The sequence below is a fragment of the Chryseobacterium shigense genome (assembly GCF_014207845.1).
In the GTDB taxonomy this organism is placed as follows: domain Bacteria; phylum Bacteroidota; class Bacteroidia; order Flavobacteriales; family Weeksellaceae; genus Chryseobacterium; species Chryseobacterium shigense_A.
Genome location: NZ_JACHLC010000001.1, coordinates 1 through 15275, shown reverse-complemented (window position 1 = coordinate 15275; position 15275 = coordinate 1). Strand labels below are relative to the sequence as shown.

15 protein-coding genes and 1 tRNA gene are annotated in these 15275 nt (G+C 35.8%); 6 read left to right on the top strand and 10 right to left on the bottom strand.

The features are described from left to right. Positions 1–2 precede the first annotated feature (2 nt). The 3 genes from tsaD to HNP36_RS00070 are packed head-to-tail and all read left to right on the top strand — an operon-like array spanning position 3 to position 2106. Positions 3–1019 (top strand): tRNA (adenosine(37)-N6)-threonylcarbamoyltransferase complex transferase subunit TsaD, encoded by a 1017-nt coding sequence (tsaD, locus tag HNP36_RS00080; RefSeq protein WP_184162117.1) that lies wholly within the window; start codon positions 3–5, stop codon positions 1017–1019. Further along, positions 1016–1411: a hypothetical protein gene (locus HNP36_RS00075; protein WP_184162120.1), complete on the top strand. Its 396-nt coding sequence runs from the start codon at positions 1016–1018 to the stop codon at positions 1409–1411. Before tsaD ends, HNP36_RS00075 begins: the two co-directional genes overlap by 4 nt. Then, positions 1408–2106: an RsmE family RNA methyltransferase gene (locus HNP36_RS00070; protein ID WP_184162123.1), complete on the top strand. Its 699-nt coding sequence runs from the start codon at positions 1408–1410 to the stop codon at positions 2104–2106. The genes HNP36_RS00075 and HNP36_RS00070 overlap by 4 nt, the downstream gene beginning before the upstream one ends. Before the next feature lie 69 nt (positions 2107–2175). On the opposite strand, the gene HNP36_RS00065 is transcribed toward HNP36_RS00070, so the two are convergent. Next, positions 2176–2817: an XAC2610-related protein gene (locus tag HNP36_RS00065; RefSeq protein WP_184162125.1), complete on the bottom strand. Its 642-nt coding sequence runs from the start codon at positions 2815–2817 to the stop codon at positions 2176–2178. Next, positions 2814–3485: a TrmH family RNA methyltransferase gene (locus tag HNP36_RS00060; RefSeq protein ID WP_184162128.1), complete on the bottom strand. Its 672-nt coding sequence runs from the start codon at positions 3483–3485 to the stop codon at positions 2814–2816. The genes HNP36_RS00065 and HNP36_RS00060 overlap by 4 nt, the downstream gene beginning before the upstream one ends. Positions 3486–3566: 81 nt before the next feature. On the opposite strand from HNP36_RS00060, the gene HNP36_RS00055 reads away from it, so the two are divergent. Both HNP36_RS00055 and HNP36_RS00050 read left to right on the top strand, forming a co-directional pair. Beyond that, a complete protein-coding gene (locus tag HNP36_RS00055; RefSeq protein ID WP_184162130.1) occupies positions 3567–4583 on the top strand; it encodes an asparaginase in 1017 nt (338 codons plus the stop codon). Between the two features lie 55 nt (positions 4584–4638). Then, positions 4639–4725, top strand: a tRNA-Ser gene (locus tag HNP36_RS00050). Between the two features lie 168 nt (positions 4726–4893). On the opposite strand, the gene HNP36_RS00045 is transcribed toward HNP36_RS00050, so the two are convergent. Next, positions 4894–5595, bottom strand: coding sequence for a hypothetical protein (locus HNP36_RS00045; RefSeq protein ID WP_184162132.1), 702 nt, complete (start codon positions 5593–5595; stop codon positions 4894–4896). A gap of 199 nt (positions 5596–5794) precedes the next feature. Then, positions 5795–7327 carry a M20/M25/M40 family metallo-hydrolase gene (locus HNP36_RS00040; protein WP_184162134.1) on the bottom strand — a complete coding sequence of 511 codons (1533 nt, stop codon included), beginning with the start codon at positions 7325–7327 and terminating at the stop codon, positions 5795–5797. A 533-nt stretch (positions 7328–7860) separates the two neighbouring features. On the opposite strand from HNP36_RS00040, the gene HNP36_RS00035 reads away from it, so the two are divergent. Continuing rightward, positions 7861–8265: a helix-turn-helix transcriptional regulator gene (locus HNP36_RS00035; RefSeq protein WP_184162136.1), complete on the top strand. Its 405-nt coding sequence runs from the start codon at positions 7861–7863 to the stop codon at positions 8263–8265. Positions 8266–8365: 100 nt separating this feature from the next. On the opposite strand, the gene HNP36_RS00030 is transcribed toward HNP36_RS00035, so the two are convergent. From HNP36_RS00030 to HNP36_RS00005, 6 genes are all read right to left on the bottom strand, one after another. Continuing rightward, on the bottom strand, positions 8366–8806 hold the full coding sequence (locus tag HNP36_RS00030) for a hypothetical protein (RefSeq protein WP_184162138.1): 441 nt from the start codon (positions 8804–8806) through the stop codon (positions 8366–8368). Further along, positions 8806–10161, bottom strand: coding sequence for an RHS repeat-associated core domain-containing protein (locus HNP36_RS00025; protein ID WP_228456190.1), 1356 nt, complete (start codon positions 10159–10161; stop codon positions 8806–8808). Before HNP36_RS00025 ends, HNP36_RS00030 begins: the two co-directional genes overlap by 1 nt. A 155-nt stretch (positions 10162–10316) precedes the next feature. Next, positions 10317–10847, bottom strand: a complete 531-nt coding sequence (locus tag HNP36_RS00020; RefSeq protein WP_184162142.1) for a hypothetical protein — start codon at positions 10845–10847, stop codon at positions 10317–10319. Beyond that, a complete protein-coding gene (locus HNP36_RS19320) occupies positions 10834–11742 on the bottom strand; it encodes an RHS repeat-associated core domain-containing protein (protein ID WP_184162144.1) in 909 nt (302 codons plus the stop codon). The genes HNP36_RS00020 and HNP36_RS19320 overlap by 14 nt, the downstream gene beginning before the upstream one ends. A gap of 352 nt (positions 11743–12094) precedes the next feature. Then, positions 12095–12694 carry a hypothetical protein gene (locus HNP36_RS00010; RefSeq protein WP_184162146.1) on the bottom strand — a complete coding sequence of 200 codons (600 nt, stop codon included), beginning with the start codon at positions 12692–12694 and terminating at the stop codon, positions 12095–12097. Then, a partial coding sequence (locus HNP36_RS00005) for an RHS repeat domain-containing protein (RefSeq protein WP_184162148.1) occupies positions 12691–15275 on the bottom strand: 2585 nt, incomplete at its 5' end. The genes HNP36_RS00005 and HNP36_RS00010, both read right to left, overlap by 4 nt.

Sequence of the window (15275 nt, the reverse complement as noted above, 5' to 3'; positions counted from 1 at the left end):
TTATGAGCGACTCTATAATTTTAGGTATTGAATCGTCCTGCGACGACACCTCAGCAGCTATCATCAAGGGAAACTGTATTCTGTCCAACATTGCTGCGAATCAGGCCATCCACAAAGAATATGGTGGTGTGGTTCCTGAACTGGCATCGCGCGCCCATCAACAAAATATAATCCCCGTTGTTGAAAAATCTCTTACTAAAGCAAATATACAACAAAATGCTATTTCAGCTATAGGATTTACACGTGGCCCCGGACTTTTAGGATCTCTTCTTGTAGGAACGTCATTTGCCAAGTCCCTGGCAATGAGTTTAAATGTTCCTTTAATTGAAGTGAACCATCTCCAGGCCCATATTTTAGCCCATTTCATTGACGATGCAAATCCTATGCCGCCTCAATTCCCCTTCCTGTGTCTTACGGTAAGCGGAGGGCATACCATGATTGTACTGGTGAAGGATTATTTTGATATGGAAATTATCGGAAAAACAATTGATGATGCTGCAGGAGAAGCTTTTGACAAGATTGGAAAAATATTTGATCTCGACTACCCTGCCGGACCTATAATAGACCGGTTAGCGAAAGAGGGAAATCCTGATGCCTTTACTTTCAACAAACCTAAAATGGAGCATTACGATTATTCTTTCAGCGGGATCAAAACTTCTGTTCTTTATTTTATCCAGAAAGAGGTTAAAAAGAATCCTGATTTTATTAAGGAGAACTTAAATGACCTTTGTGCTTCGGTTCAAAGAACAATCATTGAAATTCTAATGACAAAACTTGAAAAAGCCGCGAAAGAATTAAATATAAAAGAAGTGGCCATTGCCGGAGGAGTTTCTGCCAATTCTGCATTGAGAAAAGCAATGGAGGATAATCATAAAAAATTAGGCTGGAATATTTACATTCCAAAATTTGAATATACTACAGATAATGCCGCGATGATTGCAATGGTTGCCCAGCTGAAATATGAAAGAGGAGAATTTACCGATCTAAGGACTTCCGCAACTGCAAAATATGACTTATGAAAATACTCTTAGAAGAAAAAGTACTGGGAACCCATTCTAAAAAGAACTCAAAATATTACTGGGTACTGGAAACCATCACAGGAAAAAATGATGCTTCGGAAAATTCTATAGATTATTTCCCGTCAAGCTCTGAAAAAGGATATATTCAGGATGTGAAGGAAGAGATTTTAGAAAAAATGAATTCGGAACATGTATTCAGTTTTCCTTATACTCCAAAAGAAGGAGATTATTTATCGATCAAAAATAATTTAAGAAAACAGGAATATTTAAACCTGATTTTCATGAATAGCCGTTGGATAGAAGAAATATTTATTTGCACTTACCGCGATTGTGATACGGATATATACACCACAATAAAAACAGGAGTTACCTTTTTAAGCCAGGATATATGAAATTATTTTACGGAGAAATAGCAGGTGATAAGGTCATTATTAACGATGAAGAACAGCAGCATATTGTAAAGGTTCTTCGGATGAAAGATGGCGAAAATATTTATGTAACAGATGGCAAAGGGAATCTTGCTTCCGGAAAATTAATTATTGAAGGAAAGAAAGCAGGTCTGGAAGTCTCCGAAATCAAAAAAAGGCTGCCGGATTTCTCCCCGAAACTTCATATTGCCATTGCTCCGACAAAGAATATAGACAGGATTGAATTTTTTGTAGAAAAAGCGGTGGAAATGGGCATTTCCGAGATCAGCATCATTATCACGGAAAAGACGGAACGTAAAAATATTAATATTGACAAAATCAGGAAACAGGCTGTTGCCGCTTCCAAACAAAGTTTGAGGTTCCATTTCCCGGTTATCAATGATGCGGTAAAGCTTACGGATTTCTTAAAAAATATTGATCCTGAACATACATTTGTAGCTCATTGTCACGAAAACCTGCAAAGAACTGAGCTTAAAGATATTCCATTACTGGAACAGGTTACTTTTCTCATTGGTCCTGAAGGAGATTTTTCTGAAAAGGAAATTTCATTTTTAGCAGACCATAAAATCAAGGCTGTTTCACTTGGAAACCAAAGGCTGAGAACTGAAACGGCAGGCATATTTGTAGCTGCCTGGAATTATTTTAATATGATGAAATAGAGAAGTCAGATGCTAGAAATTAGAAGTTAGCAGCCAATGAGTGAAATTTAGATTATCCTATGCTTCTAATCATTCTACAACGATTTTTCCATTTTTCCGGTACATATGAGTTTCTTCCCCTTCCTCAAAAATACTGGCGCTCATCATTAAAAGTTTTCCATTTTCCCATTGATAGGTTTTGCTGTAAGTATTAACCGGGCCAATGTGGTAATTTGAATTGATTTCTTTTCTCTTTGCATCGATTTCAATATTCTGGATCGTATCCAAAGGTTTGTAATGATCGTATTTTCTCGTTTTCTGATTATAAAGCCAGAAGCTCGATGAGAAAGCATAGTTTCCGGCCCAGTTGATCACTTCCAGATCCTTAAATCCATCGAAATTGGCATCTTTGTCTGCATTGAAAATAATTTCCCAATCGTGCAGAACATATACTGAATCTACAATAATTTTCTGGCGGAGCTTCTTTTTCTCAAATATGCTGATTGATTTAAAGTCAATCGATCCGTTAGCTTTTTCCAGACCATGAAGCGTATATACAAATCCGTTGCCTTTTACAGATCTTGAAAAGGGAACAGTTTCTGTATCTTCTTCCTGTGCTACTTCTACCTGCTGTACCGGGATATTTTCACTTACAACTATTTCTTTCTCCGGCTCTGCTTTTTTGCTGCAGCTGCCTAAAACAATCAGGAGAAAAACAATTGCCCTGTTCATAGGGAAAGATTGTGGTCTTTTAAATATTTTTCAAATATCTGTTCTCCACTTCGTATAGAATTTACGGCCCATCGGATCTTCATTTTCAATAATTTTTCTTCATCAAGCTTATAATCAATATCCGACTTTATCAGTTTCTGTTTTAATTCATACATACAGATTGAAGCTGCTACCGACACATTGAAACTCCTTGTAAAACCATACATCGGAATCGCCAATGTTTCATCTGCAAAATCCAGAATTTCCTGGGAAACGCCTTCCATTTCAGTTCCGAAAACTAAAGCAATCGGTTCCGTAATTTCATATTCAGGTAACATTTTCGCATTATTTTCCAGTGAAACAACGACTATTTTGTAGCCTCTGTCTTTGATTTTCTGAAAAGACTCCATATTTCTGGGAAGTTTTTCCACTTCAACCCAAGTATCAGCACCTTTTGTAACCCGAAGATTGGGTTCAAAACTATATTCTTCCTGCAAAGCAACCACTTTATGAAAACCGCAGGCTTCCACAGAACGTACAATTGCTGCAGCATTCCTGAACTGATAAATATCTTCCACAACAGGAAGTACAAAATCCGAACTTTCCGGCGAAAAGTGTTCGATTTTTGCTAATCTCTCCTCTGTTAAAAACTGCTTTAAATATTCAAAAGTTTGTGCTAAATCTTCCATTCATTTTCAAATCTTTGCAAATTAACGTAATTTTGAGCTATGAACCTTAACGAGGCTCAATTTCTTACTAAAAAGTGATTCATGAAACGAAAAGTCCTGCTCATCTATACCGGAGGAACCATCGGTATGGAAAAAGATTATGAAACCGGAAGCCTCCGCGCATTTGATTTTGGAAATATTTTCGAAAAAATGCCTGAGATGAAATTAATGGAATGTGAAGTATTTGTGCATCCTTTTGCAAAACCGCTGGATTCTTCGGATATGGGACCTCAGGAATGGAAGGTTATTGCCAATTATATCCTCAAAAATTATGAACTGTATGACGGTTTTCTGATTCTTCACGGAACGGATACGATGTCTTATACGGCTTCTGCTTTAAGTTTCATGTTAAAAGGTCTTAGGAAACCGGTAATCATGACAGGTTCACAGCTGCCAATCGGGGACCTGAGAACGGATGCGAAGGAAAATCTTCTGACAAGCCTTTATTACGCCAGTCTTTATGAAAACGATGAAGCAGTTATCCAGGAAGTTGCGGTTTATTTTGAATATAAATTATTGAGAGGAAACAGGACACTGAAATATTCTGCTGAGTATTTTGACGCCTATGCCAGTCCGAACTATCCGATACTGGGACAATCCGGAGTTCACTTAAATATCATCAAGGAAAATCTTTACCGTTGTGATCCTGAAATAGAGTTTCATGTAGATGAGCATATTTCTGAAGATGTTCTGTTCTGGAGAATTTTTCCGGGAATGCATCTGAGCCACTTTAAAGAAATCCCGAAAATGAAGGTTCTGATTCTCCAGGTTTTTGGTTCCGGAACTATTTTCAGCAGTGAAAAAACCCAGGAAACACTTGAGGAAATCAGGAATAACGGAACTGAAATTGTAGTGGTAAGTCAGTGTATATCAGGCGGTATTTCGTTCGGAAAGTATGAAAACAGCAATATTTTTTCAAGAATCGGGGCCATCAGCGGGAAGGATATGACAGCAGAAAGTGCTATCAGTAAAGCCATGCACCTGATAGACAATCCTAATTACGCCGGAACTTTCGCAGATAACTTCACCAGAAGCCTTTGTGGAGAAATTACCGAGTAATTTTTAAATAATATTTGCAGATTCCAGAAAATAGCCTATTTTTGCAATCTCAAATAGAGAGGTGTCCGAGTGGTTGAAGGAGCTACCCTGGAAAGGTAGTATACGGGTAACTGTATCGAGGGTTCGAATCCCTTCCTCTCTGCAAGAAGATAAAGGTCTTAAACTTAGTTGTTTAAGGCTTTTTTATTTTAAACTTATCCGTCTTTCTGATAAATCAAACAAAATCCCGGGATTTCTGCCGGGATTTGTTTTTAAAAGCTGTTGAAAGCTTTCATCAATATAATTTAGATATGAATGTTTGGTGCAAAATTTAGTTACAAATCGTCAGGAACTGATGGCTCATCTGTACTTTGAATTTGGCTTCCGATTTTAGTTTAGCATAAATAGTGTATTCAAAAGCCTGCACAGCTTTCAGTTTTCTGTCTATGAATTCCGCAATCTGTGCGACAGAAAAAATAAAATCCCTGTACACCGCAATATCAACAGTCTGCCCGTAATGAGGAAGATAGGCTTTCAAAAACGGAACTGCAACCTGATGCTTATTATAATTTACACAATATCCGGCTCCTTCCCTGAAGGTAATAATTTCATGATTATTGATACAGTCTCGGATTGTTTTATTTCCGTTCAGAGGGCTGCTGTTTTTTAACAGATGCCTGTTGATCTTATCCAGGATGTGCTGTGCATATTCCATCATTGTAATGGTTTTCCATTCAAATATATGGTTCATGCCTTTGGTAGTTTTGGACTGCTTTTCATTTTCACAGTTTGTGCAGAAAGAGATCCCGATCTTTTCGTGATAAGGGAAAAAGCAATCTTTAATCTCCATAGAGGCATCAGCCAGGAGCCTGTCATCTGCAAAGCTGTAGTACAGATAAGGACTGTAAAGATCTGCAAGGGCCTTTAAATAATCAATTTCGCTTGTGTTGTGGTATTCTTCAAACCATTTTTCAAGGGTATCGTAATAATGGCTTTCAAATTCTTTAAATGTTAAGTAAAACGGCAATTCCATAGCTCTGTAATTTTGATATGACAAAGCTATTGCTGTAATGCGACAAAACTTGACGTGTTATATTTTTTGTTTGAGAAGATTTGAGAAGCAAGAATCAAGAATCAAGATTTCAGACTGTTTTCCCGATGATTTACTTTTAAAAACTTACACCAGCAACTCATCAACTATAATTTCCAAACCTTCAAACCTCTATCCGCCCCTATCTGTCATAATTCATCATGATGAATTCAAAGTAATGGATCATTTTCAGGTAATTTTCTATACTGATATACTCGTTGGTACTGTGGATGCTCTGCTGTTCTGAGCTGTTGATCCTGATGGGCATGAATCTGTAGATATTTTTACTTACGATCTGATATTTATAGGCATCAGTACCGGCCATAGTAAGATATGGAGTCACGATAGCACCGGGATAGATTTCTCTGACTCCGGCTTCTATTAATTTAAATCCTTTTGTATTGGAAGGAGAAACGGCAGAGGCTTCTCTTGTATTGTCGATCTCTTCTACCTCAACATCGAAACCTTCTGTGGCTCTGGCAATATGTTCACGAACATCTTTCACGGTATTTCCGGGAAGAAGCCTGAAATTAACTACAAATTCCACTTCGGGAGAAAGTACGTTTGTTCCATCGCTTCCTTTCATCATGGTTAAAGCGGTTGTTGTACGCACCAGGGCATTGGTGGTGTTATTTTTGGTAAGCTGGGATATAAGAAGGGGTTTGAGCAGCCATTGGTTTGAAAGAGCCAGCCTGGTTGTAAACGGCATAGATCCGCCAATATTATCAAAAAAACCTTTAATGAGCGGAGTAATGGCAGGCTTCATCTGGTTGTCTTCAAGCCTTTGCATGATCACTGCAGCTTTTCCTATCGCACTTTCCATAGGAGGCATGGAAGAATGCCCGCCAAGTCCTTTTACTTTTATTTTTGCAGATAAAAAACCTTTTTCAGCACAACCTACAACCGCTACGTCGGAGTCTACTCCTGCTATATTTCCTTTCTGCATAATGAGACCTCCTTCGTCATAAACCGTATCAAACTGTAGCCCTTTTTTCTTAAAATAATCTGCAATCTGCATAGCTCCCTTTTGTCCGCCCACTTCTTCATCGAAACCGAAAGCCAGATAGATGTCACGTTGAGGAGTTTTTTTGCTTTTAATCAGCGTATTCATGGATTCTATCAGGGAAAAAAGCATTCCTTTCATATCAATGGCTCCTCTTCCATAAATCCTGCCGTTGGCCACGGCTCCTGAAAAGGGTTCAAAATCCCAGTCTTCTGCTACTTTTGAAACGGGAGGCAAGGGTTTGTCACCGGGTCTGAAGATATTCTGTTCTTTGTTCTTCACATCGGCATCTCCGGGAGGCACAACGTCTATATGGGAAATGAAAAGTATGGGTTTTAATGAAGGATTGCTGCCTTTAAGCCGAAAAACCAGGGCATGGGTATTGACTTCATTATTTTCGGTATTCTGATACACAAGCGGATAAGATGTTTTCAGGTATGCTTTAAACTGATCAAACGGAGCATAATTGAATTCCCCAAGGCTTCCCGTAGATACTGTAGGAATCTTGATCCCACCTGACAGACGCAATACGGCAGAATCATTTTTTACAGGCTTCCAACCGTCTGATGTTGCTGATGTATTTTTTTTAAAGGGGTAAGTGTACATTTTGATGAATAATACGGCAATCAAAATAACAACGATTCCGAGAATGATTAAAAGGAATTTTTTCATGGTAATAAGATTTTGTGTTGTGTGATTGTATAACAAATATACCAAACAAAATGGCTATAATGGCTTTAAATATTAAGTATTTGCCTATATCCGGTGAAAAGATAAAGATTTACTGTAATTTTTTATCCGTAACAAAAACCAACCATATTGTTAGTAGAGGCTGAGTTGGCTTTCCCAATCCTCTACCCGTCTAAAGACACTATATAAACCGTCTCCAGAGCCTTATTCAAGTATCCATCGGCTTTTTTTAAACGGCCAAAGCCAGTTAGTGAAGCCTGTATACCCCCTTGGGTAAGGGGGTGTTTTGCCTTCGGAAGGGCCTGCAGCTGCTTTAGAAAGTGTCTCCAGTTTCTTTGGGAATGCCTACAGGCCGTTGCAAGGGCTTTTTCTGATAAAAAATGTGTTTTCTAGTGATAAACTTTAGTGGTTTATATCCGGAAAAAGTGTCTATACCAGCGGATATTTTACCGGATATTTTTTTATCTTTAATTTATAGAATATATTATCTTTGAACTTTCACAAATTGATTAAGAATGGACCACAAAATACATCAGGGAAGAAACATAAAACGCTTCAGAGAAATGCTGGGAATAAAGCAGGAAGCTCTGGCTCTTGATTTAGGCGAAGACTGGAACCAAAAGAAGATTTCTTTACTTGAACAGAAAGAAACCATTGAAGACCAAATGCTTCAAAAAATATCCGAAGTACTGAAAATTCCCGTAGAAGCTTTTCAAAATTTTGATGAGGAGCAGGCTGTGAATCTAATTTCTTGCACGTTTTCAGATAATGCAATGTTCAATAATAGAGTTGAAGTTCAAAATATTAATCCTATTGATAAAATTGTTCAGCTTCACGAAGAAAAAATTGCCCTATATGAACGCATGCTGAAAGAAAAGGATGAAATGATGGGGAGGCTGGAGAAACTGCTTGATAAGTAGAAAAACTTTATAAAAATATAGCGCTGATTTTCAACGCTATATTTTATTACCAACATGTTTGGAACATGACATGAAGTTCTTTACCGTTGTACTTGTAATTTTACAAGCATTCCATTGTAGGAAAATATTCTGAAAATGTAACACTCCATTTATTATCAAATCCTCCATTAATAATAATATAATCAATTCCTTTTTTTAGCTTAAAATTCATATCTTCTTTTTTCTTAGATGTAATATTAATCTTTCTATCTCTTTTAAGAACTCTAATTTGTGTATATCCACAGGCATAGTTTTCAAAATTATAACTTTTACCATTTATAGTAATAACATCGTCAATAAAAGCAGCATTATTAAAAGATAATAAAACTTCGTCATCTTTTTTAAGAAATTCTTTTGGAATATTTTCCAAATAAGATTTATATGCTGTACTATCTGTTTCTGTTGCTTTCGTTTTATCCTGATAATAAAATTCAATATTATGTTGTGCGGAGCAGCTATTGTTGGTTAGTAAAACGATTATTAAAAAAAATGCTATTTTCATTATTTTTTATTTTGAGGTAGTCTAAATGAGTTAGCTTTAACAGTTTCTTCCATTTTCTGTATCTGATTTTTATTAAATTCCGTACCTAACCCTTTCATTGAAGAAGTCGGGTTTTCATATGAATTCATCCTATTGTTAATATTGGCAGGAGTATTTTCCACCCCTGAGTTTGGCTCCCAGATGTGTTCTGCACCAAAGGTATGAGCAATTTCGTGCGTAATTGTATCCGTATCTCCATTTTTTGCATTCACCGTTGCAGTAGTAGGATTGCCAAGTGGTGCATCTCCAAGAACTGTTCCCGTCCTAGTAGTACCATTATCATTTACTATTGTTACAGATTGTCCTGGAAACGTCATATCAATGTTATAAGTCGCATTACTATCTTGAATAATTGTTAGATCAAACCCTTTTGATTTAAAATTATTTTCCACTGTTGAAAGTTTTTGTTGTACATCTAGGTTTGAAAAAGCCCCCTGAATAACATTTGTTTTTAGTTCATATTTTGCTGGAGTATATTCTACACTCAATTTAAATGGATTATTAGATACTTGCAAATTTACCTCTGCATCCTTTATCAATTTAGCTTCAAGTCCCTCCAATTCTCTTGCGTCAATCACCCTATTTTCAGAAAAATTGTAATGCGATTGGTAAGCATATTTTTCACTTAAAGGATCTATATTAAAAAATCTTCCTACATCCGGCATGTAATTTCTCCATTTAAAACTATAAAAACCTGTTTCTTGTAATTCCTGTTCCTGATATTTATAATTCTGATACCTTCCAGCTCCAAAATAAGCATTCCCTGTCTTTAAATGATTCATCCCAAATGGATAATAATCGTTGCTATCTGTTATTTCAATACTTCCTGTACTCCTGTTCATTCCGTAGCTCACCCTCGCATTTCCTAAATGGTCTTTATACTGGTAAATATACATTTTTCTCTGATAATCATAAAATCCTTCTGCTGTCGGAAAGAACTGCAGCTCAGGATTATGAGGGTTTTGAACAATGGGATCTACAGGGATGGGATCAAAATCGATCGGAGCAAGGCTAAATGCCTGCATTTCTAAGGCGCGCTTTGTGTCCATAGGAGCCACGGAGAACATTTCAGAGGCTCCACCATCCGAAGATGTTTTATTCAGGTACTGGAAACCGTCCAGATAATCTGTGATTTCTTTTGTCCAGGCTGTACCTGCAATTCCTACGGAAGTTTTTAGATTTTCTTTTCTCAGTTTTACGCCATCTGCACGGTAATTTGTCTTTATCTGGCTGGTTATCGGGTCTAAACCAATATTCAAAACATCAGGAAGGCTTAAGAAATTGTAGCTGATTCCTGTAATCTGTTTATCCATCATGCTTGTCATGTTTCAATATAATCTAAAAAATAGATAAGTGAACCTTCGGGTTCACTTATCTATGTACTTTTAAATGCTTTTTGATGTTCTGGATTAGCTGTGTCACTAAATTTGACACGTCACCCAAATGTTTGCAGTTCCTAAATGAACTTCCATTAATGCTTAATGTATTTGTAATCCTGTAATACTAAAACACTATATCCTTTATAACCATAAGTATCAGAAAAATTAATTTTTATAATTAGAAACTTTTGACTTTTCTCCATTATTTCTATTGAATTGAGTCTTTCAAAATGACTTGGATATGAACCTGTTGCTGATACCGCATCAAAAAGCCTGTCATTTTTCTTAATTAAATTAAAAGATCTAAAAACACCAAAATTATTCTCAGTAGAAACGGTTTCTTTATTTTTTTTATTTAAACATATAAATGCCTTATATGAACTAGATTCAGAGTTATATAAATATAGTACGCTTGAATCTGAACTATACTTTAATATCTCTTTCTGCATTTTATCAACATCTGGATTAAAATAATCTACTATTGCTTGATTATTCATTTCTCCATTAATCATTATTGATTTAATATCACTGATTAAAATTGGTGTAAAAAGTTTTAAATCTTGAGCTTTAACAAAATTTACACATATTAATACTAAGAAAAATAGGATTTTATTTTTTTTCATTATATTTTTTTTCATTTAGAGTTCTAACAACTTTAATTAATTGTTTTTCAAATGTATCCATAGGGGAATTTGGTCTTATATATCCTTTGAAGGTAGATTCTCCAAATTTCTTGTGATCCTTATCAGCATCTCCTGTTCTATCTTCGATATGTGCTTTAAATTCATGATAAACAGTTTTTGCTAAATCCGATAAATTATATTCAGATGTTACTGTTTTTCCTGAAGATGTTACCTCTGACTTTGAATAGCTGTCTGAAGCTTCATTTGGAAAAAACGATTCATTAATTGCCATCAAATGGACCTGCTTATTTTCAGATCCCGATATATCTGTTCCTTCAAATGTTTCCATTGCTGAATAAGTTTTTCCAATACCATCTATTTTGCCATCTTTCACAAATTTTTCATCACCCTTTAAACTATATGTTTCGGCCCCAGTCCTTGAGTCTTTAGAAGAAAAAGTACTTGATTTTATATAAACATCATCTGTTTTGCTAGTCCCATATTTATCCCATATTCTTTTACCGTCCTTTGTTTGATACATTAAATCTTTTGAAGCCTTGAAAGAACCATTCTCAGTCAAGAAAATAATATCTTTTCCTTGTCTTCCATCAGGATCAATAAATCTCATTGGATTATTAAGCGCATAATTATAAGGACTAAATCTTCTTGATGTTTCCGCCAAAGGATCCACAACTCCCCATCGTCCAACATCCGCCATATACATCCTTGCTCCGTAATCATACATTCCGGTTTCCTGAAGTTCTTTACCGTTGTACTTGTAATTTTTATAACTCCCTTGACCAAAGAAAGCATTCCCTGTTTTCAAATGATTCATCCCAAATGGATAATAGTCATTGCTATCTGTTATTTCAATACTTCCTGTACTCCTGTTCATTCCGTAGCTTACCCTTGCATTTCCTAAATGGTCTTTATACTGGTAAATATACTGATCTTCTTACCAACACGTTTGAAACACTTTGTATGATTCTCAATATTTTAAGTAGCTTATTTTCAATTTTTTTCTATTTCGACTATCAAAATATCATTTCAAATTTTCAAACTTTATTCAATTTTTTAGAATATAGCGTTGAAAATCAACGCTATATTTTATTACCAACATATTTGGAACATGACCGCAAAATAAGACGGTTCAGCAGGATTTAAATGATTCATTCCAAAAGGGTAATAATCATTCGTATCAACCGTTTCAAAACTGTTTTTCATAATGTTAAAACCATAGCTTAGTCTCACCAAATAGCTACCCAATAAACAATATTTTTATTAGTCTTATCAACAGCAATTCCATAAGTAATACCATTTTTCCATTTATTTGGCATTGAAGCATTTTGATTAAGGATTTGCTTTTTAAATATTCTCTTTTTGTTATCAAAATGAATTATGTAAAATTCATAATTAGAGTTAGAAAAAATATTTTTATCGTAATCGACAAAATTTGGCAATGGTTTTTCACCTTTTTCTAATGAAGAGTCTATATACGGAAATTCACTAAAATATCCATCTTTTTTTTCATTCTTATTGATTATCAAAAGTTTATTATCATTTCCTCTATATGCTTTAATAGTATTTAGCTTTTTAATGATTGTATCAATTTCATCATCACTTGTCTTTAATTTTGCTAAATAAAGATTAATGCTGTTGTTTTTTAAATCTTCATTATATATGATTAATGCATCTCTACCAACTTTTTTGGGAAAATGTTTCGTTGATTCACTGGGGAAATTGCTTATGTGACTATCCAATATTGCAGTATTCTTTGAATCATAGTCATTTTCTTTACAAGAAAACATACATATTAATAAAATAAAAAATTTTAGTGGTTTTATCATTTTTTTATTATTGGTTTAATAACTTTAATTAAATCATTTAGAAAACTTGCTCCTTGTTTTGCATTTTCACTTTTTCTTAAACTTTCAAAAGAAGCAGTCTTGTCATTAGATTGTCCTGGTGGCTTAGTCAATGTATATGATATAGTTCGGGTAGAGCTCCATTGTGAAGAATATGTAATATCTTTGATCGCTTCTTTTTTATTTAATTCATTAGGTTTTACATAGGTAATATCACTTTTACCCACTTGCTCCATATAATGATTTTTTAGAGCAATCCTTTCTTCTCCCATTGGTCCTTTTGATTCTATTTCGCGTTCAACAATTTTAACTTGTTCAGCTTTCTCATAGCCCTTATTTTCCATAAAGGCTTCAGATTGATCTGCTGTCATTCTTACCAGTTTATTATCTAAAGCATTTCCTTTTACTCCTTCAACACTAACATTCTTTCCAAACATATTGTCATCACCTAATCTTTCATATTGTTTGGTATCGCCAATAAGGTTTTTAAGACTATTATCAGCTTTTGATAAATCAGAAACACCTTTAACATATAATAATTGACCTGTATTATTATTAACGAACCAGTCTTTACTTTCTCTACCATCAGGATCAATATATCTAATAGGATTATTATAAGCGTAAGTATAAGGCGACCAACGACGAGAAGTTTCAGCAAGTTCGTCTACAACGCCCCATCTACCAATATCTGGCATATATTGACGCGCACCGAACTCGTAAGCCCCAGTTTCAAGCAATTCTTTTCCCGAATATTTAAAATTCTGATACCTTCCAGCTCCAAAATAAGCATTCCCTGTCTTTAAATGATTCATCCCAAAAGGATAATAATCATTGCTATCTGTTATTTCAATACTTCCTGTACTCCTGTTCATTCCGTAGCTTACCCTCGCATTCCCTAAATGGTCTTTATACTGGTAAATATACATTTTTCTCTGATAATCATAAAATCCTTCTGCTGTCGGAAAGAACTGCAGCTCAGGATTATGAGGGTTTTGAACAATGGGATCTACTGGGATGGGATCAAAATCAATCGGAGCAAGGCTAAATGCCTGCATTTCTAAGGCACGCTTTGTGTCCATAGGAGCCACGGAGAACATTTCAGAGGCTCCACCATCCGAGGATGTTTTATTCAGATACTGGAAACCGTCCAGATAATCCGTGATTTCTTTTGTCCAGGCTGTACCTGCAATTCCTACGGAAGTTTTTAGATTCTCTTTTCTCAGTTTTACGCCGTCTGCACGGTAATTTGTCTTTATCTGGCTGGTTATCGGGTCTAGACCAATATTCAAAACATCAGGAAGGTTTAAGAAATTGTAGCTGATTCCTGTAATCTGTTTATCCATCATGCTTTTCATATTCCCGTTCAGATCGTAATCAATAGGCAGGCCGGCAGTTCCTTCATATCCGGTATTGTTATTGCTGTTATCCTTGATCCTTACGGCCTGGTTGCCTACATAAGTATATGCCAGCTTGTCTATTACAGTAGCGGTTGTATTATCATTTTCCATAACTGATGTCCTGTAAAGGCTGGTAATATTTCCATTTAAATCATAGTCTATTGATTCTGTATTTTCTTTGCTTCCTGTGTTATTGGGGTTTTGATAATAGCCTGCTGTTAACCTGTTTAATCCATCATAGGCATACCCATATCTTTTGGGGTCTATAGGTGGATTGGCTCCCAGGGATTCAATGGCTCTCCAGTCTACTTCTGCGATATTTCCGTTATATTTTGGCTGTACGTCTTTTCCTGCGAATAAAACGGGGTCAGGATTGGTGAGACCATTCTTCTGGTTGTATTTGATTTTATAGGAAAATAATTTGCCTCCTAAATCGGGAACTGTCATCTGGTCTTTGTTAATATCTGTCATCCAGCCTCGGATATTGTAAGCATAATCTATGCTTTGCAATGGGGCGCCTCCATTTGTTGATCCTACTTTTTTATTGGATAACTGGGATAGTTCGTTATAAGAGTTTTCGGCCAGTAATTGTTCTGTCCAGTTATCAACCTGGTGATAATGTTTCAATAATCTATTCTGATTATCATATACAAATCTTTCTTTGACTGATACGCTGTTTTCATTAGGTCTTCTTAAATGGGTAGTATAGGTTTCTTGTGGTACTCCTGCAAAATCCAGCTTGGATTCTGTTTTGGTATAGCCTCCCAAATGGTTAATGGAATAACTCCCTACCGCTCTTCCTTTGGTATCATAATAAGTATAGTTTCTTGTCCAGCTATCGTCTTCGATGTTCTTTACAAGACTCATTACGGGAAGTCCCTTGGTGCTCCTGCCATCTGTGGACGGAGCATCGGACAAGGTGGGTTCTCCCTGGATGGTTGACGGGAAGGAAGGATTGAAACTGTATGGAGGATAGGTATCGTAATAATTAACAGACAGCAGAACATTAACAATAACTGTCGGAGACATATTATAGTAGACATTCATGCCACTGACTGTGAAATGAGAAGTACTTCTTTTTATATTATTTGGCGGATAAGCGCTGACATACCCCTGAAGACCATTTCTGGATGCTGAATTATAGATAATCCCAGTGTAAGCAACCC